Origin of the sequence: Paraburkholderia sp. J11-2, from assembly GCF_905220185.1 — a bacterium.
In the GTDB taxonomy this organism is placed as follows: Bacteria; Pseudomonadota; Gammaproteobacteria; order Burkholderiales; family Burkholderiaceae; genus Paraburkholderia.
Window position 1 is genome coordinate 198,938 of sequence record NZ_CAJMYY010000015.1, and the last position, 23,606, is coordinate 222,543.

Annotated in this window: 22 protein-coding genes; 9 read left to right on the forward strand and 13 right to left on the reverse strand. The window is 67.2% G+C overall.

Features of this window, described 5'->3' with window-relative positions; genetic code table 11:
- Positions 1 to 315 precede the first annotated feature (315 nt).
- The gene (murJ, locus tag U5A57_RS22205) at positions 316 to 1,866 is read left to right on the forward strand and encodes a murein biosynthesis integral membrane protein MurJ (protein WP_321913803.1); all 1,551 of its coding nucleotides are present in this window, start codon (positions 316 to 318) and stop codon (positions 1,864 to 1,866) included.
- A 5-nt stretch (positions 1,867 to 1,871) separates the two neighbouring features.
- A complete protein-coding gene (locus U5A57_RS22210; protein WP_321913804.1) occupies positions 1,872 to 2,711 on the forward strand; it encodes a SirB1 family protein in 840 nt (279 codons plus the stop codon).
- Between the two features lie 82 nt (positions 2,712 to 2,793).
- Here the strand turns inward: U5A57_RS22210 and U5A57_RS22215 are convergent, their stop codons facing one another.
- The 5 genes from U5A57_RS22215 to lpxK form a co-directional block, all read right to left on the reverse strand.
- Positions 2,794 to 3,552 carry an SDR family NAD(P)-dependent oxidoreductase gene (locus tag U5A57_RS22215; protein WP_321913805.1) on the reverse strand — a complete coding sequence of 253 codons (759 nt, stop codon included), beginning with the start codon at positions 3,550 to 3,552 and terminating at the stop codon, positions 2,794 to 2,796.
- A gap of 196 nt (positions 3,553 to 3,748) precedes the next feature.
- Positions 3,749 to 4,411 carry an adenylate kinase gene (adk, locus tag U5A57_RS22220; RefSeq protein WP_321913806.1) on the reverse strand — a complete coding sequence of 221 codons (663 nt, stop codon included), beginning with the start codon at positions 4,409 to 4,411 and terminating at the stop codon, positions 3,749 to 3,751.
- A 298-nt stretch (positions 4,412 to 4,709) separates the two neighbouring features.
- Entirely contained in the window at positions 4,710 to 5,513 is an 804-nt protein-coding gene (gene kdsB, locus U5A57_RS22225; RefSeq protein ID WP_321913807.1) for a 3-deoxy-manno-octulosonate cytidylyltransferase, read from the reverse strand.
- Positions 5,514 to 5,699: 186 nt separating this feature from the next.
- The gene (locus tag U5A57_RS22230; RefSeq protein WP_028205303.1) at positions 5,700 to 5,903 is read right to left on the reverse strand and encodes a Trm112 family protein; all 204 of its coding nucleotides are present in this window, start codon (positions 5,901 to 5,903) and stop codon (positions 5,700 to 5,702) included.
- Entirely contained in the window at positions 5,884 to 6,975 is a 1,092-nt protein-coding gene (lpxK, locus tag U5A57_RS22235; RefSeq protein WP_321913808.1) for a tetraacyldisaccharide 4'-kinase, read from the reverse strand. The genes U5A57_RS22230 and lpxK overlap by 20 nt, the downstream gene beginning before the upstream one ends.
- 548 nt (positions 6,976 to 7,523) lie before the next feature.
- Here lpxK and xseA point away from each other — a divergent pair.
- Positions 7,524 to 8,900, forward strand: coding sequence for an exodeoxyribonuclease VII large subunit (gene xseA / locus U5A57_RS22240; RefSeq protein WP_321913809.1), 1,377 nt, complete (start codon positions 7,524 to 7,526; stop codon positions 8,898 to 8,900).
- A gap of 441 nt (positions 8,901 to 9,341) precedes the next feature.
- Positions 9,342 to 9,920: a superoxide dismutase [Fe] gene (gene sodB, locus U5A57_RS22245; RefSeq protein ID WP_321913810.1), complete on the forward strand. Its 579-nt coding sequence runs from the start codon at positions 9,342 to 9,344 to the stop codon at positions 9,918 to 9,920.
- Between the two features lie 104 nt (positions 9,921 to 10,024).
- Here sodB and U5A57_RS22250 read toward each other — a convergent pair whose 3' ends face one another.
- On the reverse strand, positions 10,025 to 10,600 hold the full coding sequence (locus tag U5A57_RS22250) for an isochorismatase family protein (protein WP_321913811.1): 576 nt from the start codon (positions 10,598 to 10,600) through the stop codon (positions 10,025 to 10,027).
- A gap of 63 nt (positions 10,601 to 10,663) precedes the next feature.
- On the opposite strand from U5A57_RS22250, the gene U5A57_RS22255 reads away from it, so the two are divergent.
- Positions 10,664 to 11,314: a TetR/AcrR family transcriptional regulator gene (locus tag U5A57_RS22255; protein WP_321913812.1), complete on the forward strand. Its 651-nt coding sequence runs from the start codon at positions 10,664 to 10,666 to the stop codon at positions 11,312 to 11,314.
- A 31-nt stretch (positions 11,315 to 11,345) separates the two neighbouring features.
- Here U5A57_RS22255 and clpP read toward each other — a convergent pair whose 3' ends face one another.
- A complete protein-coding gene (gene clpP, locus U5A57_RS22260) occupies positions 11,346 to 11,990 on the reverse strand; it encodes an ATP-dependent Clp endopeptidase proteolytic subunit ClpP (RefSeq protein WP_321913813.1) in 645 nt (214 codons plus the stop codon).
- Positions 11,991 to 12,180: 190 nt separating this feature from the next.
- Here clpP and U5A57_RS22265 point away from each other — a divergent pair, with 190 nt between their 5' ends.
- Complete coding sequence (locus tag U5A57_RS22265; protein ID WP_321913814.1) at positions 12,181 to 13,278, forward strand: sigma-70 family RNA polymerase sigma factor; 1,098 nt, start codon at positions 12,181 to 12,183, stop codon at positions 13,276 to 13,278.
- Between the two features lie 28 nt (positions 13,279 to 13,306).
- Here U5A57_RS22265 and U5A57_RS22270 read toward each other — a convergent pair whose 3' ends face one another.
- From U5A57_RS22270 to U5A57_RS22280, 3 genes are all read right to left on the reverse strand, one after another.
- Positions 13,307 to 14,578 (reverse strand): EAL domain-containing protein, encoded by a 1,272-nt coding sequence (locus tag U5A57_RS22270; RefSeq protein ID WP_321913815.1) that lies wholly within the window; start codon positions 14,576 to 14,578, stop codon positions 13,307 to 13,309.
- 280 nt (positions 14,579 to 14,858) lie between these two features.
- Positions 14,859 to 16,301 carry a multidrug transporter subunit MdtD gene (mdtD, locus tag U5A57_RS22275; protein WP_415765270.1) on the reverse strand — a complete coding sequence of 481 codons (1,443 nt, stop codon included), beginning with the start codon at positions 16,299 to 16,301 and terminating at the stop codon, positions 14,859 to 14,861.
- 101 nt (positions 16,302 to 16,402) lie between these two features.
- The gene (locus U5A57_RS22280) at positions 16,403 to 17,842 is read right to left on the reverse strand and encodes a PLP-dependent aminotransferase family protein (RefSeq protein WP_321913817.1); all 1,440 of its coding nucleotides are present in this window, start codon (positions 17,840 to 17,842) and stop codon (positions 16,403 to 16,405) included.
- A 196-nt stretch (positions 17,843 to 18,038) separates the two neighbouring features.
- Here U5A57_RS22280 and U5A57_RS22285 point away from each other — a divergent pair, with 196 nt between their 5' ends.
- Positions 18,039 to 18,419: a DUF2917 domain-containing protein gene (locus U5A57_RS22285; RefSeq protein ID WP_321913818.1), complete on the forward strand. Its 381-nt coding sequence runs from the start codon at positions 18,039 to 18,041 to the stop codon at positions 18,417 to 18,419.
- Between the two features lie 28 nt (positions 18,420 to 18,447).
- On the opposite strand, the gene U5A57_RS22290 is transcribed toward U5A57_RS22285, so the two are convergent.
- Positions 18,448 to 19,698 (reverse strand): citrate synthase family protein, encoded by a 1,251-nt coding sequence (locus tag U5A57_RS22290; protein WP_321913819.1) that lies wholly within the window; start codon positions 19,696 to 19,698, stop codon positions 18,448 to 18,450.
- Positions 19,699 to 19,842: 144 nt separating this feature from the next.
- Between U5A57_RS22290 and U5A57_RS22295 the strand changes: the two genes are divergently transcribed.
- The gene (locus U5A57_RS22295; RefSeq protein ID WP_321913820.1) at positions 19,843 to 21,276 is read left to right on the forward strand and encodes a CoA transferase; all 1,434 of its coding nucleotides are present in this window, start codon (positions 19,843 to 19,845) and stop codon (positions 21,274 to 21,276) included.
- 52 nt (positions 21,277 to 21,328) lie between these two features.
- Here the strand turns inward: U5A57_RS22295 and U5A57_RS22300 are convergent, their stop codons facing one another.
- On the reverse strand, positions 21,329 to 22,075 hold the full coding sequence (locus tag U5A57_RS22300) for a GntR family transcriptional regulator (RefSeq protein WP_233882636.1): 747 nt from the start codon (positions 22,073 to 22,075) through the stop codon (positions 21,329 to 21,331).
- Positions 22,076 to 22,233: 158 nt separating this feature from the next.
- Here U5A57_RS22300 and U5A57_RS22305 point away from each other — a divergent pair, with 158 nt between their 5' ends.
- The gene (locus tag U5A57_RS22305) at positions 22,234 to 23,079 is read left to right on the forward strand and encodes an aldo/keto reductase (protein ID WP_321913821.1); all 846 of its coding nucleotides are present in this window, start codon (positions 22,234 to 22,236) and stop codon (positions 23,077 to 23,079) included.
- Positions 23,080 to 23,317: 238 nt separating this feature from the next.
- Here the strand turns inward: U5A57_RS22305 and U5A57_RS22310 are convergent.
- The coding region (locus tag U5A57_RS22310) for a hypothetical protein (RefSeq protein ID WP_321913822.1) at positions 23,318 to 23,606 on the reverse strand (289 nt) is incomplete at its 5' end.

Genomic DNA, 23,606 nt, shown 5'->3' on the forward strand with positions numbered 1-23,606 from the left:
TGACCGCGCCTTTTGTGCCAGAGCAGCTTCCTGCCCCCTTTCCAAGACGCGCTTCGGGTCCTCTGGGAGAACTCGAATCTGCGATTATAGCAACAGACTCGTAAGCGTGGCAATCCACGACAATTGCGGCCTTTCAGCCAAGACAAGCGCCACAGGAGGTGAACGCCTTTAACGCGACGCGGTCACAATCAGCGCGCTTTGTCTTTGCCTACCTTTTATCGGTGCGTTTGCCTGCGCCATTGCGTGGGTTTTTGCGTCGACCGTTGCGCCGCGCATCCGCGATTGAGCGGAAGGCGCCCGTATAATAGCCGCCCCATGAATCTATTCCGAGCCCTGCTGACAGTCAGCGGCTTCACGCTGCTGTCGCGCGTGACCGGTCTGGCCCGAGAGACGCTGATTGCGCGTGCGTTTGGCGCGAGCCAGTACACCGACGCCTTCTACGTCGCGTTTCGCATTCCCAACCTGCTGCGCCGCATCTCGGCGGAAGGCGCCTTTTCGCAGGCGTTCGTGCCGATTCTCGCGGAATTCAAGAACCAGAAGGGCCACGACGCCACGCGCGCACTCGTCGACGCCACGTCGACGGTGCTCGCCTGGGCGCTCGCGATCCTCTCGCTGCTGGGCATTTTCGGCGCGTCGTTCGTCGTGATCGTGGTCGCTTCGGGCTTGAAGAGCGACGGCCAAGCTTTTCCGCTCGCCGTCACGATGACGCGCATCATGTTCCCCTATATCGTGTTCATCTCGCTGACGTCGCTCGCGTCCGGCGTGCTCAACACGTACAAGCAGTTCTCGCTGCCCGCGTTCGCGCCGGTGCTGCTCAACGTCTCGTTCATCACGGCGGCCGTGGCGTTCGCGCCGCACATGAAGCAGCCCGTCTACGCGCTCGCGTGGGCCGTGATCGTGGGCGGCGTGCTGCAGTTCCTCGTGCAGTTGCCGGGCTTGAAGCGCATCGACATGATGCCGCGCATCGGCCTGAATCCGCTCAAGGCGCTCGCGCACCGGGGCGTGAAGCGCGTGCTCGCGAAGATGGTGCCCGCCATGTTCGCCGTCTCGGTCGCGCAGATCAGCCTCATCATCAACACCAATATAGCCTCGCGTCTCGGCCCCGGCGCGGTGTCGTGGATCAACTACGCCGACCGTCTGATGGAGTTCCCCACGGCGCTGCTCGGCGTGGCGCTCGGCACGATCCTGCTGCCGAGCCTCTCGAAAGCGCACGTCGATGCCGATCCGCACGAGTACTCGGCGCTGCTCGACTGGGGCCTGCGCGTCACGTTCCTGCTTGCCGCGCCTTCGGCCGTCGCGCTTTTCTTCTTCGCCGAGCCGCTCACGGCCACGCTGTTCCACTACGGCAAGTTCGACGCCACGTCCGTCATCATGACGGGCCGCGCGCTCGCGGCGTACGGGGTGGGGCTGGTCGGCCTCATTCTCATCAAGATCCTCGCGCCCGGTTTCTACGCGCGCCAGGACATCAAAACGCCGGTCAAGATCGGTGTGGGCGTGCTCATCGCCACGCAGATCAGCAACTACGTCTTCGTGCCGATCTTCTCGCACGCGGGCCTGACGCTCTCGGTCGGCCTTGGCGCCTGCATGAACGCGCTGCTGCTTTTCATCGGGCTGCGCCGCCGCGGCATCTACATGCCGTCCTCGGGCTGGACGACGTTCTTCGTGCAATTGTTCGGGGCATGCCTCGTGCTGGCAGGGGCGATGCACTGGTGCGCCATCAGCTACGACTGGATCGCGCTGCGGCATGAACCGCTTGCGCGCATCGCCTTGCTCGGTGCGTGCCTCGTCCTGTTCGCGGCGCTATATTTCGGTATGCTTTGGCTCATGGGCTTCAAATACGCGTACTTCAAGAGGCGGGCGAAGTGACCACGATGACTACGCGGGTTCTGGATTATTTCAGCGCGCTCGTTGCCGACGACGAGAGCCTGCCGCTCACCGAGGCGGCGCTGGCAATCGCGCAGGACGCGTATCCCGATCTCGATCTGCAAGGCACGCTCGCCGAGATCGACGAACTCGCGTTGCGGGTGCGACGCCGCATGCCCGAAGGGGCGGACGTGCGTCAGCGAGTCGCCGTGCTGAACCGCTGCTTTTTCCGCGAGCTGGGCTTCGCGGCCAACCTCAACGACTTTCTCGACCCCGAAAACAGCCACCTGAACGTCGTGCTCAAGCGCCGTCGCGGCATCCCCATTTCGCTGGCGGTGCTGTATCTGGAAATGGCGACCCAGCTCGGACTGCCGGTGAAGGGCGTGTCGTTTCCGGGGCATTTTCTGCTGCGCGTCGCGCTGCCCGAAGGCGACGAGATGCTCGATCCCACCACGGGCCGCACACTCACCGAGTCCGACATGGTGGAGATGCTCGAACCGTTCGTGGCCAACGCGGGCGACTCCGTGGCGCGTGCGCTGCGCATGTTGCTCGAACCGGCCACGCGCCGCGAGATCGTCGCGCGTATGCTGCGCAACCTGAAGTCGGTGTATCTGCAGACCGAACGCTGGCAGCGCCTGCTGGCCATCCAGCAGCGGCTCGTGATTCTGCTGCCGGACAACATCGAGGAAGTGCGCGACCGCGGGTTCGCTTATGCGCGGCTCGACTATCTGCGGCCTGCGCTCGAAGACCTCGAACACTACCTTGACGAGCGCCCCGACGCGGAAGACGCGACCGTGGTCGAGTCGCAGTTGCATGAGCTGCGCCAACGCACGCTCGACAACGACTGAAGCGCCTCGTTGAAAAGCGCAGACAAAAAAGCCCGCGACGAATCTCGCGGGCTTTTTTTATCGCGCGGGTGAGGGCGCGCCGTTACTTCGGCTGCATGCGGATCGCGCCGTCCAGACGGATCACTTCGCCATTGAGCATCGGATTCTCGACGATCTGCTTGACGAGCATCGCGTATTCATCCGGCTTGCCGAGGCGCGGGGGGAACGGAACCATCGCGCCGAGCGCATCCTGTACCTCCTTGGGCATGCCGAGCAGCATTGGCGTTTCGAAGATGCCGGGCGCGATCGTCATCACGCGAATGCCGCTGCGCGAAAGGTCGCGCGCGATCGGCAGCGTCATGGCGACGACGCCGCCTTTTGATGCCGCGTAGGCCGCCTGGCCGATCTGGCCGTCATACGCGGCCACCGAAGCTGTGTTGACGATCACGCCGCGCTCGCCGCCTTCGCCCGCCGCTGTCTGGGCGATCGCAGCGGCCGCGAGGCGGATCATGTTGAAGGTGCCGATCAGATTGACCGAGATGGTCTTCGAGAACGTGTCGAGCGGATGCGGGCCGTCCTTGCCCACGGTCTTGACGGCGGGCGCGATGCCCGCGCAGTTCACGAGGCCGCGCAGCGTGCCGAGCGCGGTTGCCGCGGCCACGGCGCGCGCGCCGTCGTCTTCGCTCGCGACGTTGCATTTCACGAAAGCACCGCCCAGTTCCTTCGCGAGCGCGTTGCCTGCGTCCTCGTTGAGGTCGGCGATGACGACCTTGCCGCCTTCGGCCGCGATCAGACGCGCGCTGGCCGCGCCGAGCCCCGATGCGCCGCCGGTGATGAGAAATACGTTGCCGCGGATCTGCATGTTTCGTCTCCTGTCATTGGGCTATGCCTCACGTAGAGCGGAAGCCCTCGCAAGTCTATGCAAAACAAAGCGGGCCGGCTGGCGTCGCGTCCCGAGTCATCTCAGGAGTGCGGCGCCAGCCGGCCCGCAGGCAAACCAGCATGAAAGCCGAAAAAAACCGGCTTCGAATCGTGCTTTTAACGGGGCGGCGAAGCGCTTACTTGAGCGCTTCGAATGCGCGTTCGCGAATCTCGTCGACGCTGCCGAGGCCCGAGATGGCGCGATACTGCGGCGCCTTCAGGCCGTTTTCCTCACCGCGCTTGGCCCAGTCGCTGTAGTAGGCGATGAGCGGCTTGGTCTGGGCGACGTACACGTCCAGGCGCTTGCGCACCGTTTCTTCCTTGTCGTCGTCGCGCTGGACGAGCGGTTCGCCCGTCACGTCGTCCGTCATCTCGACCTTGGGCGGATTGAACTTGACGTGATACGTGCGGCCCGAACCCGGGTGCATGCGGCGGCCGCTCATGCGCGTGATGATCTCGTCGAACGGCACGTCGATCTCGAGCACGTAGTCGATCGCGACGCCTGCCTGCTTCATCGCTTCGGCTTGCGGCAGCGTGCGCGGGAAGCCGTCGAACAGGTAGCCGTTCTTGCAGTCGGGCTCCTGAAGGCGTTCCTTCACGAGATTGATGATGAGTTCGTCGGTGACGAGCTCGCCGGCGTCCATGAATCGCTTCGCTTCGAGGCCAAGCGGCGTGCCAGCCTTGACGGCCGCGCGCAGCATGTCGCCCGTCGAGATTTGCGGAATGCCGAACCTTTCCTTGATGAAGCTTGCCTGGGTTCCCTTGCCCGCGCCCGGGGCGCCCAACAGGATCAAACGCATGTGAACAATCTCCGATCTGTGTGAATTCTTGCGGCGCGGCGGCTGCACCACGTGGGGTGGGACAGCGTCGTTAGCGTCGTGCGTCTCCTCGCCCGTTCGCTCACGGCCGTCGAGGCAGTGCTGGCGGGGGCGACGGCCCGTCCCGCGCGGCTTTCGCCCGGTGTCTACGACGTGCTCAGGACACGGGGCGGCGCTGCAAGACGGTGCCGAAAAGCGGGGAAACCCCGACGCACAAAGGCTTTAGACGGCTCGCGCAAACAATTGATTATGCCATGGGATTTTTGCCCCACGGACGGAATTAAGGCCGGTATAACGCCTGCACACGGGCGAGGTCGGCGGGCGTGTCGACGCCCGGCGAGGGTGCTTCGGCCGTCACGAGCACCGCGATGCGCTCGCCGTGCCACATCGCGCGCAGCTGCTCGAGCGCCTCGACCTGCTCGATCGGCGAATGCGCGAGCGAGGGGTAGCTGCGCAGGAATTTCGCGCGGTACGCGTACAGGCCGATGTGCCGATAAACGGTCGCGGGAGCCGGTGGGGCGGGCATTGCGCCGAGATCGAGGCGCGCCGGCGACCAGTGCGGCTGCCAGGCGTCGCGGGCCCAGGGAATGGGCGCGCGCGAGAAGTAGAGCGCCACACCGCGCGCGTCCAGTACGACCTTCACGACGTTCGGGCTGAAGATCTCCTCGGGCGCCGTGATGGGATGCGCTGCGGTCGCGATGGCGCATTCGGGGTGCGCAGCAAGGTGCGACGCAACGTCGCACACGAGCGCAGGGTCGATCAGCGGCTCGTCGCCCTGGACGTTGACCACGATCGTGTCGTCGCTCCAGCCGTAGTGTTCCGCGACCTCGGCGAGGCGGTCGGTGCCCGACGGGTGGTCGGCGCGCGTGAGCACAGCCTCGAAACCGTGCTCGCGTGCGGCGTCGAGCACGCTCTGGGCGTCCGAGGCGATCAGCACCTTCTGGGCGCCCGAGTCGCGCGCGCGCTCGGCCACACGCACCACCATCGGCTTGCCGCCGATGTCGGCGAGCGGTTTGTTGGGCAGCCGCGTGGACGCGAGGCGCGCCGGGACGACGGCGATGAAGGGTTGCACGGGAGCGGTCATGGCCAGTTGGGGCAAGGACAGGAAACGGGATTGGGATAACCGGTTCTGGAAACCGTCTCTGGAGACGACAGCGCGCCGGGTGCGGCGCGCGTGACCTGGCTTCCAGCCGGGAATGCGAAATGAACGAAATGAGCGGGGTGAGTGAGCACGGCCGCCTGGCGGCGCGCGACGCGCCGCCCGCGCGCCTTACGCGGCGCCCGGCCCGTGCGGGTCGACCGGCGTGCCTTCGACGGTTTGACGTGCTTCGTCGACGAGCATGACCGGGATGCCGTCGCGGATCGGGTAGGCGAGCTTGTCGGCATTGCAGATCAGCTCCTGCGCGGCGCGGTCATAGCTGAGCGGGCCCTTGCAGATCGGGCAGACCAGGATTTCAAGCAGACGAGCGTCCACGGAGTTTCTCCACAACCAGGGTAATGAGGCGATGATCGAGCGCGGCTTCGACGGGGACGACCCAGATGCGCGCGTCGTTCCAGGCCCCCAATTTTACTGCATCCTTTTCGGTGACCAGGATCGCGTCGGCGGCGACGTCGGCGAACGGGTTGGTTGCGTACGCGTAGTGGTCGGGCAGCGGCAGGGTTTGCGGCGCCAGGCCGGCCGCGCGCAGCGTCGCAAAAAAGCGCTCCGGCGAACCGATGCCTGCCGCCGCCACGATGCGCAGCGCGGGCTGCGACGCTTTCCTGTCCGGCGTCAGCCGGGCGCCTTGCCCCGGCGCGTCCGCGCCAGCGGCAAATTGCGCGAGCGGACGACGCAGCGCCGGATTGGCGAGATGCCAGGCGTCGCCGGGTTCGAGTTTGAGCGCGAACGTATTGGGCCAGGGCGGCAGCGTGCGCTCGAACGGATTGTTGATCAGCGTGGCGTCGCGGCTGCGAGAAAGCGGCTCGCGCAGCGGGCCCGCGGGCAGCAGAAAGCCATTGCCGCCCAGGCGATGGTCGAACACCACGATCTCGACGTCGCGCACGAGGCGGTAGTGCTGGAGGCCGTCGTCGCTCACGATCACGTCGACGTCGCTGTGTGCGCCGCACAGCGCCGTGGCCGCCGCGACGCGGTCGGGCGAGACCCACACGGGCACACCCGTGCGGCGCGCGATCAGCAAGGGCTCGTCGCCGCAAAGGCGCGCAGGCGTGTCCGCCGTGACGGGTGTCGGGCGTGCGATTTTCGCGCCGTATCCGCGCGAGACCACGCCGGGCGAGAAGCCCGCTGCGCGCAGCGCCTCGACGAGTGCGATCACCGTGGGCGTCTTGCCCGTGCCGCCTACGGTCACGTTACCGACCACGACCACCGGCACGCCCACGCGCACGCGCTTGAGCCAGCCCGCCGCGAAGGCGGCGCGGCGCGCGCCGCTCACGGCGGCGAACACGGCGGCGAGCGGCGTAAGCGCCCAGGCGAGCGCGCCGCGGCGTTGCCAGGCGTGCGCAAACTGCGCTTCGGCGCGCTCCTTCAGACGGGAGACAGGGCCGCTCATCGGCAATTTGCGCGCGAAGCGCCGCACGCGGCATGCGGGGAGCAGTCAGGCAGGGCGGGCATCGGGTCGGTTCTCCGGTTCGAGGTGAGCGACAAACAAGACGGCAGACGATTGACCTGCGTAGGCGAGCGCCCGGCGCTTCGCGCGGCGCAGGCGGTCGTGAACCCGGCACTCTAGCGCGGGTAGGCGCCACGCGGCAAGTTGGCTGGCGCACGCAATTGTCGGTTGCGTGCAAGGTGTGTGAAACGCCCGAAAAATCGCCGCCTGTGGATAACTTTGTGGAGAAGTCGGTCCCGGGAAGGCTGAAAGGCCCATTCTTCGGCCTCTCCATCGGCATGTAAGGATGTTATAGGGATAAAAAACGTATAGAAATCAATGGGATGGGATATTTTTGCGGCGTTTGCGGGCCGGGCGCGGTCATCTTGCCGCATGACAGCGTCGATGTGGACACTTCACGGGGCTTGCGAGCCGGTTCTCATTCGTGCTGGACTGCCGCCCCCCGAACGGTCTATCGTCTGTCCGGCCGACGTTTCTCCACATCCTTTCGCATGCTATCCGACCGATTCTCCGCTTCTTCCGCGCCCTCGGGCGACGTCGTCGTGCCGGTTTCGGCGCTCAACCGGGCGATTGCCTCGATGCTCGAGCGCACGTTCCCGCTTGCCTGGATTTCCGGCGAAGTGTCGAACTTTACGCGCGCTGCGAGCGGCCACTGGTACTTCTCGATCAAGGACGCGCAGGCGCAGATTCGCTGCGTGATGTTCCGCGGCCGCGCGCAGTACGCGGAATTCACGCCGCGCGAAGGCGACCGCATCGAAGTGCGCGCACTCGTCACGATGTACGAGCCGCGCGGTGAACTCCAGCTGAATGTCGAGGCCGTGCGGCGCACCGGTCAGGGCCGGCTCTACGAAGCCTTTCTGCGACTGAAGGCGCAACTCGAGGCCGAAGGGCTCTTCGACCCCGAGCGCAAACGCGCGCTGCCCTCGCATCCGCGCGCCATCGGCGTGATTACGTCGATGCAGGCCGCCGCGTTGCGCGACGTGCTCACCACGCTGTGCCGGCGTGCGCCGCACGTGCCGGTGATCGTCTATCCCGCGCCGGTGCAGGGCGCGGGCTCGGCCGAAAAGCTTACGACAATGCTGGAGACAGCGAACGCGCGCAACGAAGTGGACGTGCTCGTGCTGTGCCGCGGCGGCGGCTCGATCGAGGACCTGTGGTCATTCAACGACGAAGCGCTGGCCCGCGCGATCGCGGCCAGCGCCATTCCCGTGGTGAGCGGCGTAGGGCACGAAACCGATTTCACGATTGCCGATTTTGCCGCCGACATGCGCGCGCCGACCCCCACTGGCGCGGCTGAACTCGTCAGCCCGCAGCGCACGCTGCTGCTGCGCGACCTCGACCAGCGCCATGCCGCGCTCGCGCGCGATTTCGGCCGCCTGCTCGAGCGGCGCTCGCAGCAACTCGACTGGCTGGCGCGCCGGCTCGTTTCTCCCGTCGAGCGCCTTGCGCAGCAGCGCACGCATTTGCGCCAATTGACGATACGGCTCGCCTCGGCGGGCTCCCGCGCCACCGCCGAGGCCCGTGCGCGCCTGAACGTCATGCAGATGCGCTGGCAGCGCGCGCGGCCCGACGCCGCCGCGCAGCGCGCTCAACTGGAGTCGCTTGGCCGGCGTCTGGACGCCGCCTTCGCGCGCACGCGCGAGCGCGAAGCGGCGCGCGTATCGGAACTCACGGCGCGGCTCGAAGTGCTGAGTCCGCAGCGCACGTTCGAGCGCGGCTATGCAGCGCTGCTCGACGCGCAAAGCGGCGCGGCTGTGCGCTCGCCCGCCACGCTAAAGCCTGGCAAGCGGCTTACGGTGCACCTCGCGCAAGGCAGCGCCGACGTTGCGCTCGCCGATGTCCAGCCGCGCCTCGCTGACGGTTTCTGAGCCGGGCTCGCTGTTTGCTGCGCAAGGAAGAACCGGCGCGATCGCCTGCTCCACGACGAAAAATCGTGGCGGCGAGCGATTGTGGCAGTCTCGTTGCAGGAAGTTTGCATGGCGATTGCGCGAAGATTGCAACGCGATTGCAGCCGTCTTGTTTGCGCCCGAAACCGGCTTGGATCGCATGGCTTCGCAAAGTGCTGTTCGAGCGTCATTGCGTCGAGCATCACGTGCTGTGCAATCGGTGCAGCACGGCACCCATGAAGCGGGGAATCGGCACAAAACCGCTTAGCGGTTCATGCGCGAAAGCCCCGCGCAAACGATATCCGGCATAAAGGCCGCGCGTTTGCGGGGTTATTCCAACTCGCCTACAATCGAGTGCTCCATGCCGGCGAATTTGCAGAACTTCACGCAGAACTCCCCATAACACGACGAAGGAACCGCATCATGTCATTTACGCTCCCGCCGCTGCCGTTCGCGAAGAACGCCCTCGCTCCGCACATGTCGGAAGAGACGCTCGAGTTCCACTACGGCAAGCACCACCAGGCTTACGTCACGAATCTGAACAATCTGATCCCGGGCACCGAGTTCGAAAACCTGTCGCTCGAAGAGATCGTCAAGAAGTCGTCGGGTGGCGTGTTCAACAACTCGGCGCAGATCTGGAATCACACGTTCTTCTGGAACAGCCTCTCGCCGCAGGGCGGCGGCGCACCGTCGGGCGCGCTCGGCGACGCGATCAACGCGAAGTGGGGCTCCTACGACGCGTTCAAGGAAGCCTTCACGAAGGCTGCAGTGGGCAACTTCGGTTCGGGCTGGACGTGGCTCGTGAAGAAGGCCGACGGCTCGCTCGACATCGTGTCGACCAGCAACGCCGCCACGCCGCTCACGACCGACGCCAAGGCGCTCCTCACGATCGACGTGTGGGAACATGCTTACTACATCGATTACCGCAACGCACGTCCGAAGTTCGTCGAAGCGTTCTGGAACATCGTGAACTGGAACTTCGCAGCGCAAAACTTCGCGTGAATTTCGCGTAATACGAAGTCCTGTTCGATGTGCCGCAATGGCTGCGGCACATGCAAAAAGCCCTCGATGCGAATCGAGGGCTTTTTTGTTTTGCGCGAAGTGATTTACGCAAAAGCGGCGATGGTTTCCTGCGTCGAGCGCACGTGACCCATGTGCGGGAACAGCTTGTTGAACGAGAAGTGATGCATCTCTTCGTTCAGGCCCGAAGTGGCGTCTTCGACGAACACGAGCTTGAAGCCGAGATCGAACGCCGCGCGCGCGGTGGATTCGACGCCGAAGTTCGTGGCGATCCCGCCGATGACGATGGTGTCGATGCCGCGGCGGCGCAACTGCTGCTCGAGATTGGTGCCGTAGAACGCGCCCCATTGGCGCTTGGCGACGATCACGTCGCCGGCTTGCGCGCCGATCTCGGGCACGAGTTCGGAGGCCTCGGCCGGTGCGGGCGGCGTGTCGGGCGTGCGCCCGGGCGCGTCGGCGGGCAGCGCGAGCAGCTCGTTCAGGAGCACGTGGACCCAGACGACGGTGCCGCCCTTGGCGCGCAGGGCGTCGGCGAGCGGCTTGGCCTTGGCCACGACCTGTGCGCCGCTATAGGGCGCGACCTGGCGGCCGACGATACCGTGCTGGAGGTCGATCATCACGAGCGCCGTGGTGCGCGCGTTCAGTGAAAGTGCTTGCGTCATGGTTCACCTATATGTGAGGATGGCTTCACATAATCATACACGAATGTGAAGGAGGCTTCAGATATGGCGGCAGACCCGCTCGCGCGCAAGGAGGCGCAAAAGGAAGACGCACGCGAAAACGCACGGCGCGTGCCGCGTCAGGAACGCGCGGCGCGCACCGTAGACACGCTGCTCGAAGCCGCGGGCGAAGCCTTTGCCGAGCGCGGCTTCGAAGCGGCGACGATGACGCAGATCGCCCAGCAGGCGGGCGTTTCGGTGGGCGCGGCGTACCAGTACTTCCCGAACAAGGAGGCGCTGGCGCTGGCGCTGCGCAAACGCTACGGCGACGAAATGGACGCGCGCTGGAGTGCGCTCATCGCTGCGCACGACGATGCGGGCAAGCTGCCGCTTGCGCAACTGGTCGAGCGCCTGTTCGACCTGATGGTCGATCTGATGCACGACTATCCCGCGTATTTGCCCCTGCTTTCCGTGCCGCTCGGCTTCAAGCGCGATGCGGCCGTGCGCAATCTGCTGCGCCAGCGTTTCACGGCGCTCTTCCTGCGCTATCAGCCGGCGCTTTCGTCCGACGAGGCCTATCGCGTGGCCGAAGTCATGCTGCAGGTCATCAAGAGCCTCAACCCGCTCTACGCCGCGGCGAAACCGAAAGAACGCAAGCTGCTGGTCGCCGAGTACAAGGGCGTGCTGGCGGCGTGGCTCGCCGTGCGGCTCGCGTGAGAGCGCGGGCCGCCTGCGCCCACACCGCTCCCTAGCGCAGTAGCGGCTCTTCGCGCGACGTCAGCACACGGTCGATCAGGCCATAGTCCGCGGCCGCCTGCGCCGACATGAAATTGTCGCGATCGCTGTCGTGGGCGATCTGCTCGATACCGCGTCCGGTGCGCTCGGCGAGCATCGCGTTCAGGCGCTCGCGCAGGTAAAGGATCTCGCGTGCCTGCAACTCGACATCGGCAGCGGTGCCCTGGCCGCCTCCCGAAGGCTGATGGATCATGATGCGCGCATTGGGTAGTGCGAAGCGTTTTCCGTGTGCGCCCGCTGCGAGCAGGAACGACCCCATGCTGGCCGCGAAACCCGTGCACAGCGTCGAGACATCGGGCTTGATGAACTGCATCGTGTCGTAAATGGCGAGTCCGTCGTACACCGAACCGCCCGGCGAGTTGATATAGAGGCTGATGTCCTTGTCCGCGTTTTCCGCTTCGAGAAAGAGCAGTTGCGCGACCACGAGGCTCGCGCTTTGCTCGGTCACCGGCCCAACGAGGAACACGATGCGCTCGCGCAAGAGGCGAGAGTAGATGTCGTAGGCACGCTCGCCGCGCCCCGACGTTTCGATCACGGTCGGGACGAGATTGAGCGCGCTTGGCGGCATTGCTGCATGATTCAGTGCAAAGGATGGCATGAGTGGCCTCGCGTTTTTCCGTTGACGGCTGTTGGCGTTGGCGGCGCGATCGCGCCGCAGCTGCCATGACGCCCGGCGAAGCCGTCGCGTGACGAGAATATTTTTGCGTGGGGCTGTCACGCCGGCCTTGCGCCGAACGTCATGAGGGAAACGGGCGGGAGCGGGCACGCATGGCGAAGGAGCGAAGCGAATGACGCAGGCGATCGACACTATCGAAGGAACAAGTCTGGAGGGCGCTGGGCGCAATGAGGCTGCGACCCCAGTGGGCGAGGCAGCCGGGCCTCGCGAACAGGCATGGACTGACGCGCGCCGCGCCGCCGCCTTCGGCGAGGCGCGCGGGCGGCTCCTTGCGCTGGCAACGCGCGTGCTGGGCAGCCGCGCGGAGGCCGAGGATGTCGTGCAGGACGCATGGTTCCGCTGGCGCGACGCCGACGCGCAAGCGTTGCGCGCGCCGCAGGCGTGGCTCGCCACGGTGACGGTGCGCCTCGCGATCGACCGGCTGCGGCGCTTGCGCCGGGAGAATGCGGGCGAACACGAAGCTGCATGGCTCGACGACGCGGAGCCCTCGGCGGAAGAGGCGGGATTGCGCGCGCGGCGGTTTTCGGACGCGCTGCTGCTCCTGCTCGAAAGGCTGGCACCGCTCGAACAGGCGGTGTTCGTGTTGCGCGAGGCCTTCGACTGCGACTACGCGCAGATCGGCGCGCTCACCGGCTGCACGAACGAACATTGCCGGCAGATCGTGCGGCGCGCCCGTGTGCGGCTCGCGCGCGAGGCCGCGCCGCAAGCGGCTCCTGCCGACAAAGTGCAGCACGCGCGCACGGCTGAGCGATTGCGCGACGTGCTGCATGCGCAGGATCGCACGGGATTGATGGACTTGCTGGGCGTGACGGCAACGGCGCTGGTCGCGTCGAGCGTGGCCGGAGCCGCTCATCGTCACGGCACGCAGGTGGCGCCGCCCGCGCACATCCTGCGCGCCGAGGCGCTCGTGTTGGACGGCGAGCCGGGCGTGGCGCTCGTCGCGCAGGAGGGTGCGCTCGCGGCGTGGCTGCATGTGCGCGACGACCGCTACGGGTTGCCCGAGCCTGTTGTTTGTGTCGCGGCAATGGAAGAGGGGAGCGCGCTCCAGGCGGCCAACCGGGCTTTTGGCGGCGATGCCGTGCGCAAGCTGCTCGCCCGGCTCGCCTCGAGCGACGGCGCGGCGTGCGTGTCTACGCTCCGTGTCACCGCGCAAGCGTTCACCACGCACGACTGCGCGACGCTGCTCGCGCAGCCTCTCGTCGTGGCCTGAACCCAGGCGTGAACGCTAGTCAGCCGCGCTAGCCGCGCAAGGCGGCGTCCCAGTTGATGTCGACGCACAGCACCTGCACGCCGTGTTCCGTCTGCACGGCGACCGACGCCGTGACGCACAGGTGCGCCTCGTTGATCGACAGATAAGGGGGTGTGAACTGCACGCGGCCCGGTGCCTTCATCGCACCGATGAAGTAGGGCCGCCGCTCCCAGCTCGCGCCTTCCGAATGCAGCAGCGGCCGGAAGCGCTTGGCGCGTTGCGACGTGCGGCCGTCGGGCAGCACGTTGTCGCCGATCTGGCGGCCCGACGCGTCGAGCAGGAAGCAGCGCGCCGTGTCGTCGAGGCCGAGCAGCGGCAGCGTGGCGTCGCCCATGTTCACGCCCGCGGCAAGCTGTTTCGCCGCCGCTTCGATGGCGCTCACATACGGCGCGAGACGCGCGGACTGCGAACGCTCGCGCGCGGCCACGCGCTCGCGCAGGCGCGCCGATAGATCGTCCATGAGCTGCGCGGCCTTGGCCGGCGGCACCGGCTCGACGTCGGGCCGCGCGAAATACGCGCCCTGCACGAAGTCGGCGTTGCTCTCCAGCGCGATCAGCGCGTCGCGCTCGGTCGAAAGGCCGCCCACGAGCACGAGCTGACCCGACTCGTGCAGCATCGAGACAAGCCCCGGCAGCACGCGCTCGATATGCGCATGGCGGCTCGCTTGGGCGAGCAGGCTGCGGTCGAGCGTGACGATGTCGGGCCGCAGCTGCCACACACGGTCGATGTTCGAATGCTTCGCGCCAAAGCCGTCCAGCGCGATCACGAAGCCCGCCTTGCGCAATCCGTCGATGATTTCCGCGAAGCGCGAATTCTCGCCGCCTGCCTGCTCCGACACTTCGAGCACCACGCGCTGCGGCTGCAGGCCGAGTGCCTTGAGGCCGGCGAGCAGGGCGTCGCCGTAGCTCGTGTCCATCAGCGCGGCCGGATGCAGGCTCAGAAAGAGCCATTCGTCATGCGAATCGAACGCATTGAAGTTGCCCAGATGCAGCGATTCCGCGAGGCGCCCCAGTTCGAGCAGGTCGCCGCGGCGCGCCGCCTGCGTGAACACTTCCTGCGACGGCGCCTGCTGACCCTGCTCGTCATGCGCGCGCAGCGACGCGTGATAGCCGATCGCGCGCCGGTGCGCGACCGAAAACACGGGCTGGAACACGCTGAAGACGGTGTAGCCGCCGTACAGCACGGTGCGGCGGGCGCCTTCTTCGCCGGCAATGGGGCGAGACTGGAAGCCGGGGGGATCGATGTCGATCATGCTGGTCATTTCGTTTCGATGGCACGCGGGACGGACGGGCGGGACGCGTGAGCGTCAAGTTTACAGGATAGGACAGCAAAAAGTATGCAAGTCCCAAGTCCCGCGGCCATTGGCCTGTGTGTTGGCGCACGCGCTATTTCGGGACGGTGCCCGCGATGTTCCTGTGTTGGTGCCTGAACGCCGCGCGAACGCCGGCGACGCACGGCCGCGAGGCGCGCCGCACCTTTGCGGTGCGCGCGCCGCCGCCCGGCGATCCAACTGCAACGACCGCTGCAGCGGCCGCGGCGTATCAGGCCCGCTCGGACGGATCGGTCTTTTTCGCAGTGCGCCGCAGGTCCGACGAGAGCTGCGCGAAGATCCACGACGACCCTGCCGTGATGATGCCCACGCAAATGAACGTCGCGTGGAAGGCCGGAATTACGTTCTCGCCTGTCTTGTGGCCCATGATGCCCGTGAAGGTCGTAAGCAACGCGCCCGCGACGGTGACGCCCAGGCTCATCGAGAGCATCTGCACGAGCGAGAAGAGGCTGTTGCCGCTGCTCGCGCCGCCGGTGCCCAGGTCTTTGAGCGTGAGTGTGTTCATCGCTGTGAACTGCATCGAGTTCACGCCGCCGAAAATCGCCAGTTGCGCGATGCGCATCCACAGCGGCTCGTTAGGCGTGGAAAGCGCGAAGCTCGCCATCATGAGGCCCACGAGCACGGTGTTCGAGACCAGCACGCTGCGGTAGCCGTAACGCATGATGAGGTACGTCACGAGGCGCTTGGAGAACATGCCCGCCGCGGCGGTGGGCAGCATCATGAGGCCGGCCTCGAATGCCGTGTAGCCGAGCGCCACCTGCAGGAGCAGCGGAATCAGATACGGCATCGCGCCGCTGCCGATGCGCGCGAACAGATTGCCGAGCAGGCCCACGCTGAAGGTGTGGATCTTGAAGAGATCGAGCGAAAAGATCGGCTGCGGCGTGCGTACCGCGTGCAGACCGTAGGCCACGAACGCGGCGAGCGAGAGGATGAACAGCACGAGCACGGTGGCGTGCTGGATGCCGAACTCGCTGCGCCCGTCGAGCGCGAAGGAAATCGCGAGCATGCCGATGACGAGCAGCAGGTAGCCCGGCAGGTCGAAGCGCGGCGTGTCGGGGTTGCGGCTGTCGGGCATGAAGATGAAGGTGGCCACGCACCCCACCACGCCCACCGGCACGTTGATGAGAAAGATCCAGTGCCACGAGGCGATCTGCACGAGCCAGCCGCCGAGCGTCGGACCGATGAGCGGGCCGATCAGCCCCGGAATCGCCACGAACGAGAGCGCAGGCAGATAGCGCTCGGCGGGAAACGTGCGCAGCACGGCAAGCCGGCCGACCGGCAGCAGCATCGCGCCGCCCACGCCCTGTGCAACGCGCGAGACCACGAGCTGGTTCAGCGTATGCGCGCTCGCGCACAGGAGCGAGCCGACCGCGAATACGAAAATCGCGCCGAGAAACACACGCCGGGTGCCGAGTTTGTCCGCGAGCCAGCCCGATACGGGAATCATCACCGCCATGGTGAGCGAATACGCGATCACGACTGATTGCATGCGCAACGGTAATTCGCCCAGACTCTTCGCCATCGCCGGCAAGGCCGTGTTGACGATGGTCGAATCGAGGGTCTGCATGAAGAAGCCGGTGGCGACGAGCCACAGCATCACGGACAACGAGCGGGGCGACGGGGCGGTGCTGGATGCAGCAGTGGATTCGGACATGGGCGAGGAGTGGGGCGCGCAGGCAAGCGCCATTGTAGGGAAAACGGCGTGCGCGCGCAGACCGCAGGGCCCGCTGCCACGCATTTGCCAAGCCTGCGCGCTTATCCGGGCAGACGCGGCGCCGCCGCGAAGAACGCCTGCGCGCGCGGGTCGAGCGTGAGCGCCACGTTGATGCGAATCCACGGGCTCGCCTCGCCATGCGGGCGGAAGTGGCTGCCCGGCGAGACCGCAACGCCGAGCGGCTCGCCGCAGGCCGCGAGCCGCGCCGAATCCTCCACGTGCGGTACGCGCGCCCAGACGAACTTGCCGCCCGTTTGCGCGTAGCCGCGTGCCGCGGGCGACGCTGCCGCGCCGCCGAACAGCTCCCACCCATGCGCTTCGAGCGTGCGCGTGGCCGACCCCTGCGCCTCGGCGATGCGCCGGCGCAGCCGTTCGAGGTATTTGCGGTACGCACCGCGCTCGAGCAGCGTGGCGGCCACGGCCTGCGTGAAGCGCGAGCCGCTGATGGTGGTCAGCGCCTTGATGGCCGCGAGGTCGCGCACGATCGCCGCGTTGGCCACCACGTAGCCCACGCGCAGCGCCGAGGAGAGCGTTTTCGAGAGCCCGCCCACGTACACGACGTGCTCGAACTGGTCGAGCGCGGCGAGGCGGTCGGTGGGATCGGCCTGGAAATCGGCGTAGATGTCGTCCTCGACGATCGTGAAGCGGTGCTCGCGCGCGAGCTGCAGCAAGCGGAACGCCACCGGCGGCGAGATCGTCGAGCCGGTCGGGTTGTGGAAGACCGTGTTGACGAAGAAAGCGCGCGGGCGGTGCTCCGCGAGCATCGCGTGCAAATGGTCGATGTCGGGCCCGCTCGCCGTGCGGCGGATACCCACGAGGCGCACGCCGTGCAGTTTCAGCAGACCGTACAGGTTGTAGTAGCCGGGGTCTTCGACGAAAACCGTGTCGCCGGGCTTGAGCATGTAGCGCATGAGCAGGTCGAGGCCCTCGCTCGCGCCTTCGGTGACGAGGATCTGCTGCGTCTCGGCCACGATGCCGAGCGGCGCGAGCCGGTTGCGCAGATGCTCGCGCAGCGTGGCGTCGCCGGTTGGCGTGCCGTAGTCGACGAGGCTGGCGGGGTCGCTGCGCGACACATGGCGGATCGCCTGGCCAAGCGCGTCGATGTCGCGCCAGGCCTGCGGGATCGAGCCGCTGTCGAGCTGGAGCGATTCGTCCGCGCGTTCGAGCTGGCTGAGCAGATGGCCCGACTCGTCGGCGGCGTTCGTGAGGTCGCAGGTGCCCATGCCGGAGAGTCCCGCGCGTGCGTGCTCGCTCACATAGAAGCCCGAGCCGTGGCGCGAGTCGAGATAGCCGAGCGAGACCAGCCGGTCATAGGCCTCGATCACGGGAAAGCGGCTGATGGCGTAGTCGGCGGCGAACTGGCGGATGGACGGCAGGCGCGAGCCCGGGTGCGCCGCGCGCGAGCGAATCCACGTCTGTACGCCGGTGACGATCTGTTCGGTGAGCGGCACATCGCTCGCGCGGTCGAGTTCGAGTTTCATCTGGGTCTCGGAGGGTACGTGACTGTTCGGTTTTTTCACTGCACAGTTCCAGATGAACTGTTCGGAAGTGTGCATGGGATCGTGCGTCACTGACCGCAATAATGCTCCTACCGGGAAGGCGCTTCAAGTCCTGATCAGCAAGCCTTCCGGAGGCCGCCCGAGGGTGATCGGCGGCCAGTCTGCAAGGAGCACGGCAATGCGCGAAATCCGAATCTTCGAACTGGAACACGGCGAGCCCGTCGAAACCTGGCGGCTCGCAGAGGCTATGCAATTGCATGTGAGCGAAGGCGAAATCTGGCTCACGATCGCCGGCGACGCCGGCGACTACTGGCTGCGCGCCGGCGAATCGATTGGGCTTGCGGCGGGCGTGCGCGTTCACGTGAGCGCAGGCCGCGAGGGCGCGCGTTTCGTGCTGGCGCTGGGCGGCGCAACCGCCGAAGCGCCGGCGCGGACGTTCGCACCCGTCGACATGGAGCGCGTACGCGCGGCGGGCGCGAGCAGTGTTGCGGCGCGCATCGGCGAGGCGTTGCGCGACTGGGCGCAGCGCGGGCAGTGGGGTGTGCGGGCGGCGGGTTGAGCGTGTTGCTCGTTGCTTTTCGCTCCGGTTACGCGATGTGCCTGCCAACGTGCCGCACATCGCCGGCCATTTCCCCCACATAACGGGCGCGCGGGCGGATCAACCGGCCATCGGCGGTCTGTTCGAGCGCATGCGCAATCCAGCCCGTCACGCGGCCGGCGGCGAACAGCGTGAACGCCGCGCCGCGCGGCAGTCCCAGCACGCGTTCGATCGCCGCGAGCGCGTAGTCGAGCGTCGGGCGCGCGCCGCTCGTCTCGGCCACGGCCTGGGCGAGCGCGTCGACTTCGTCCATGGGCGAGCGCGCCGGCGCACGCTGTGCGAGCAGGTCCAGCAACAGGCGCGCGCGTGGGTCGCCATCGGGATAGAGCGGGTGGCCAAAGCCGGACAGCGGCACCGCCGCGCCGAGGTCGTCGGGCGCGAGGCGGTCGGCCAGATAGCGATGCAGGTCGTCGGCGCGTGCAGCTTCGTCGAAGAGCGCGGCCACGCGCGTGGTCTCGCCGCCGTGGCGCGGCCCGGCCAGGGCGGCCAGGCCGCCCGTTGCCGCGCCGAACAGATGCGTGCCGGTCGAGGTGATACAGCGCACCGTGAACGTCGAGGCATTCAGTTCGTGGTCCGCGCACAGCACGAGCGCCGCGCGCAGCAGGTCGGATTGCGCGCGCGAACGCACGCCCCACGCTTCGCCTAGCTGGCGGTGCAGTGGCTCGTTCGACGGCGCGGCGGAAACGAGCGCCGCCGCGAGCAGACGCATGAGCATCGCGCCGGTGTCGATTTGCGCGTCGCGGCCCTGCGCCCAGATGCGCGGCATTTGCGCGGCGGCGGCCGGCAACAGCACGAGCGCACGTTCGAGCGGCGTGTGCCCACTCCAGATCTTCAGCCATGCCGACCATTGCGCGGCCGCGATGGGCGCCTCGGGCGCCTGCAGCACGCGGCGCGGCGCGCATTGCCAGAGCAGCGCCGCGACGTCTTCGAGCGAAGCCTCGCGCGCGAGCGCGATGGCGTCCTGCCCGCGATAAAAGAGCTTGCCGTCGGCGATCAGCGTGATCGACGATTCGAGCACGGGCACGCCCCAGTCGAGCACTTTCTGTGCGACCTTGCCTGCGCGCTTGCCGTCGGCCTTGCGGCGCGCGAGGCGCCGCACCTCGGCGGCGTCGTAGCGGTTGTGGCGGCCATTGGGCGAGGGCGCCGAGGCGATGAGTCCACGGCTCACATACGCATAGAGCGTGGCCCGGCTGATGCCGAGTTCGGCGGCGGCTTCTTCCGCGGTCATATAGCTCGACATGGTGGCTCACCTCCTGGAACCGGAGAAATCAATCTATGTTGATCATGATAATCAAGATTGATCCAGGATTCGAGCGGCGCGACGATTCGTGACATCAATTCAGCCCGTTTTCTCCACGCTCTCCTAGCAAAAGGACTCCACACCATGACGCCACGCGACGCGCTCGAACACCTCTGGATGCTGGCGGGCTGCGACCCGTCCGCGCTCGGCTGGCTCGATATGGAAGGCGGCGATCCGGGCCTGCCGTCGATCTTTCGCGTGGGCACGCTCGCGGCGGCCAGCATTGGCGCGGCGGGGCTCGCGGCGGCGCAACTGCACGCATTGCGCTCGGGCCGGCAGCAGCGCGTGGCGATCGACGTGCGCCGGGCACTGGCCGCGTTTCGCAGCGAACGTTATTTGAGCGTGGACGGCAAGCCGCCCACGGAACTGCGTCATCCCGTGACCGGCCACTTCCCGACCGGCGACGGCCGCTGGATCCAGTTGCACGCGAACTTTCCGCATCACCTTGCGGGCATCCTGCGCGTGCTCCAATGTGCGGACGATCGCGACGCCGTGGCGCGCGCGATCCTCGGCTGGGAAGGCGCGGCGCTCGACGACGCGCTCGCGCAAGCGGGGCTGTGCGCCGCGCTCGTGCGTGCGCCGCGCGAATGGGCCACGCATGAGCAAGCGAAGGCGGTGGCGAGCCTGCCGCTCTTCGAGATCGAACGCATTGGCGACGCCCCCGCCCAGCTGCCGCAAACGGGCGATGGCGCGCGTCCTCTGGAAGGCGTGCGCGTGCTCGACCTCACGCGCATCATCGCGGGTCCGGTGGCGGGGCGCACGCTCGGTCAACACGGCGCGGACGTGCTGCTCATCAACGGCCCGCATCTGCCGAACATCGCGCCGCTCGTGATCGACAACGGCCGCAGCAAGCGCTCGGCCACGCTCGACCTGCGCGACGAAGCTGCGTGCGAGCAGTTGCGCGCGCTCGTGCAGGGCGCCGATGTGTTCGTTCAAGGCTACCGGCCGGGCGCGCTCGCCGCGCGCGGCTTCGCACCCGAAGCGCTCGCGCAGTTGCGGCCCGGCATCGTGTGCGTGTCGATCAGTGCGTATGGGCATCGCGGACCGTGGCGCGAGCGGCGCGGTTTCGACAGCCTCGTGCAGTCGGCGAGCGGCATTGTGTGGGCCGAGAGCGCCGCCGCGGCGAAACATGGCGATGGCGGCCGCGAAACCGCGCAGCCATTCGCCAAGGCCCGTCCGCTGCCGTGTCAGGCGCTCGATCACGCCACTGGGTATCTCGCGGCATTCGGCGCGATGGTCGCGCTCGCGCGGCGCGCACGTGAAGGCGGCAGCTGGCACGTGCGCCTTTCGCTCGCGCAAACGGGTCGCTGGCTGCAGACGATGGGCACGCTCGAAGACGGCCAACGCGTGCCCGACGTGGGCGTCGCCGATCTCGCCGATTGTCTGGAGGAAATGGAGTCGCCGTTCGGACGCGTGCGCGCGGTGGCGCCCGCCGAACGGCTCGAACTCACACCCGCGTTTCACGCGCGGCCACCGGTTCCGATCGGCAGCGATGCGCCGGTGTGGAGCGCGCGGTAGAACGAACAGGCGCAAACAGGCGCGATCACGCGCCTGCGCGCGTTTTAGCAAGCTACTTGCGCAATTCCGCGACGAAATCGTAGTAGTCGTTGCGGCAGTACGTATCGGTGAGTTCGATGGCGCGCTGATCGGCGGTGTAGCCCACGCGCGTGATGAGCAGCAGCGCCTCGTTGGGCGCGATACTCATCTGCCGCGCGATTTCCTCGCTCGCATTCACGGCGCGAAAGTGTTGCAGCGCGCGCACGATCGACAGTCCGCGCTGTTCGAGAAAGCTATAGAGCGAGTCGCCGATCGCGTTCGGGTCGGGAATCAGCGCGGCGGGGAAGGTGGAGTTCTCGACGGCCATGACGATGCCGTCGGCCAGACGCAGGCGCTTCAGGCGCGTGACGGCGGCTGCCGGCGAAAGGCCGAGCTGGATCACCTCGTCGCGGCTCGCGGGCTGGATTTCACGCGAGAGCCAGCGCGAGCTGGGCGTGAAGCCGCGTTGGCGCAGCATCTCGCTGAAGCTCGTGAGGCGCGAGAGCGGGTCTTCAATACGCGGCGTGATGAAGCTGCCCGCGCCTTGTGTGCGGCGAATCAGGCCCTGCTCGACGAGCAGCGCGATCGCCTTGCGCGCCGTGATGCGCGAAACGCCGAGAGACTCCGCGAGTACGCGTTCCGAAGGCAGGGCTTCGCCCGCGTTCCAGCGATTGTCGTGAATCGCGACGCTCAGCTTGCGTGCGAGCTGCAGATAGAGCGGCGTGTCGTTGTCCGGGTCCGGGCGCAGGTCGCGCCAGCGGTCTTCCGTGGGTGCGTTCATGGGAGGCGTGCATGAAAGGCGAACGGCAATTTTATGTCATCGGCGTGCGATCACGGAAATGAACGGCTTGCGAGAGTGCGTATGACCGCATTGCGCGCGAGGCGATACACTGGCCGTTCGTTGCCAGTCAGCGCCGTTGCAGCGCGCAAAGGGAGATCATGACGACCGATATCGCTAGCGTCGCATTGCGGGACGGCGAACGCATTCCGAAGCTCGGGCAGGGCACGTGGGAAATGGGCGAGCGCAGCGCGCATCGCGCGGCGGAAATCGCCGCGTTGCGCGAGGGCGTGGCGCTCGGCATGACGCTCATCGACACCGCCGAGATGTACGGCGACGGCGCGACCGAGCGCCTCGTCGGCGAGGCCTTGCAGGGTTTGCGCGACGAAGTGTTTCTCGTGAGCAAGGTGTATCCGCACAACGCGAGCCGCAACGGCGTGGTGCGCGCGTGCGAGTCGAGCCTGAAACGCCTCGGCACGGACCGGCTCGATCTTTATTTGCTGCACTGGCGTGGCGGCGTGCCGCTCGAAGAGACGGTCGAAGGGTTCGAAGCGCTTGTGCGCGCGGGCAAGATCCGCCACTGGGGCGTGAGCAACTTCGACACCGACGACATGGAGGAACTGTTCGCCACACCCGGCGGCGACGCGTGCGCGACCAACCAGATCCTCTACAACATCGCGCGGCGCGGCGCCGAATTCGACCTGCTGCCGTGGAGCGCCGCGCATCGCATGCCGGTGATGGCGTATAGCCCCGTCGATCACGCGCGCCTGCCCAGGCGCTCGCCGCTCGACGACATCGCTCATGCGCACGGTGTCTCGGTGTATCGCGTGGCGATGGCGTGGGTCCTGGGTCAAAGCGGGGTCTGTGCGATTCCGAAGGCAGGACGCGTGGAGCACGTGCGCGACAACCGCGCGGCGCTCGATCTCGTGCTCGGCGCAGAAGAGCACGCGGCGCTCGACGCCTATTTCAAGCCGCCGCGCAGCAAGCGTCCGTTGGAGATGCTGTAACGAGCGATTGAGGTACGCGCTTCTCGCGCGCGGTCATCGCCGGCGCCTGCGTATCGCGAGCAGACAGCCCGCATGGCCGCGTGGGAACGCCACACGTGTCGCGCATCCGGCGACCGGCCCACGGCGGCGGTGCCCGGCCGGGGGACCGGGACGCCGCCGCCGACGCCAGGACTGGCGCGCCTGGCCATCGCGCCAGATCGGGGTGGCTGCAGCGGTTTGCCTGCACCGCCGTACAGGCTCAATGACCGCTGCCATGGCCGCCACCGTGTCCGCCGCCGTACCCGCCGCCCGGGCCGCCCGACGGTCCACCCTTGCCGAATCCACCTCCGAAACCACCGCCGAAGCCGCCGAAACCCCCGCCAAAGCCGCCGCCGAATCCGCCCGATGGGCCGCTCGCCGATCCGCCGTGGCTGCCACAGCCACACCCGCCTGAACTGCCGCCGCCGTTGTTGCCGCCGCCGTTGTTGCCACCGCCGTTGTTGCCGCCACCGTTGTTGCCGCCCCGGAGTTGCGCGCGTCGGGGTGGA

Excerpts from the sequence above, each read along its gene's own strand:
- murJ (WP_321913803.1), top strand. The coding sequence starts at position 316 with ATGAATCTATTCCGAGCCCTGCTGACAGTCAGCGGCTTCACGCTGCTG.
- U5A57_RS22210 (WP_321913804.1), top strand. The coding sequence starts at position 1,872 with ATGACTACGCGGGTTCTGGATTATTTCAGCGCGCTCGTTGCCGACGAC.
- U5A57_RS22215 (WP_321913805.1), bottom strand. The coding sequence starts at position 3,552 with ATGCAGATCCGCGGCAACGTATTTCTCATCACCGGCGGCGCATCGGGG.
- adk (WP_321913806.1), bottom strand. The coding sequence starts at position 4,411 with ATGCGTTTGATCCTGTTGGGCGCCCCGGGCGCGGGCAAGGGAACCCAG.
- kdsB (WP_321913807.1), bottom strand. The coding sequence starts at position 5,513 with ATGACCGCTCCCGTGCAACCCTTCATCGCCGTCGTCCCGGCGCGCCTC.
- lpxK (WP_321913808.1), bottom strand. The coding sequence starts at position 6,975 with ATGAGCGGCCCTGTCTCCCGTCTGAAGGAGCGCGCCGAAGCGCAGTTT.
- xseA (WP_321913809.1), top strand. The coding sequence starts at position 7,524 with ATGCTATCCGACCGATTCTCCGCTTCTTCCGCGCCCTCGGGCGACGTC.
- sodB (WP_321913810.1), top strand. The coding sequence starts at position 9,342 with ATGTCATTTACGCTCCCGCCGCTGCCGTTCGCGAAGAACGCCCTCGCT.
- U5A57_RS22250 (WP_321913811.1), bottom strand. The coding sequence starts at position 10,600 with ATGACGCAAGCACTTTCACTGAACGCGCGCACCACGGCGCTCGTGATG.
- U5A57_RS22255 (WP_321913812.1), top strand. The coding sequence starts at position 10,664 with ATGGCGGCAGACCCGCTCGCGCGCAAGGAGGCGCAAAAGGAAGACGCA.
- clpP (WP_321913813.1), bottom strand. The coding sequence starts at position 11,990 with ATGCCATCCTTTGCACTGAATCATGCAGCAATGCCGCCAAGCGCGCTC.
- U5A57_RS22265 (WP_321913814.1), top strand. The coding sequence starts at position 12,181 with ATGACGCAGGCGATCGACACTATCGAAGGAACAAGTCTGGAGGGCGCT.
- U5A57_RS22270 (WP_321913815.1), bottom strand. The coding sequence starts at position 14,578 with ATGACCAGCATGATCGACATCGATCCCCCCGGCTTCCAGTCTCGCCCC.
- mdtD (WP_415765270.1), bottom strand. The coding sequence starts at position 16,301 with ATGTCCGAATCCACTGCTGCATCCAGCACCGCCCCGTCGCCCCGCTCG.
- U5A57_RS22280 (WP_321913817.1), bottom strand. The coding sequence starts at position 17,842 with ATGAAACTCGAACTCGACCGCGCGAGCGATGTGCCGCTCACCGAACAG.
- U5A57_RS22285 (WP_321913818.1), top strand. The coding sequence starts at position 18,039 with ATGCGCGAAATCCGAATCTTCGAACTGGAACACGGCGAGCCCGTCGAA.
- U5A57_RS22290 (WP_321913819.1), bottom strand. The coding sequence starts at position 19,698 with ATGTCGAGCTATATGACCGCGGAAGAAGCCGCCGCCGAACTCGGCATC.
- U5A57_RS22295 (WP_321913820.1), top strand. The coding sequence starts at position 19,843 with ATGACGCCACGCGACGCGCTCGAACACCTCTGGATGCTGGCGGGCTGC.
- U5A57_RS22300 (WP_233882636.1), bottom strand. The coding sequence starts at position 22,075 with ATGAACGCACCCACGGAAGACCGCTGGCGCGACCTGCGCCCGGACCCG.
- U5A57_RS22305 (WP_321913821.1), top strand. The coding sequence starts at position 22,234 with ATGACGACCGATATCGCTAGCGTCGCATTGCGGGACGGCGAACGCATT.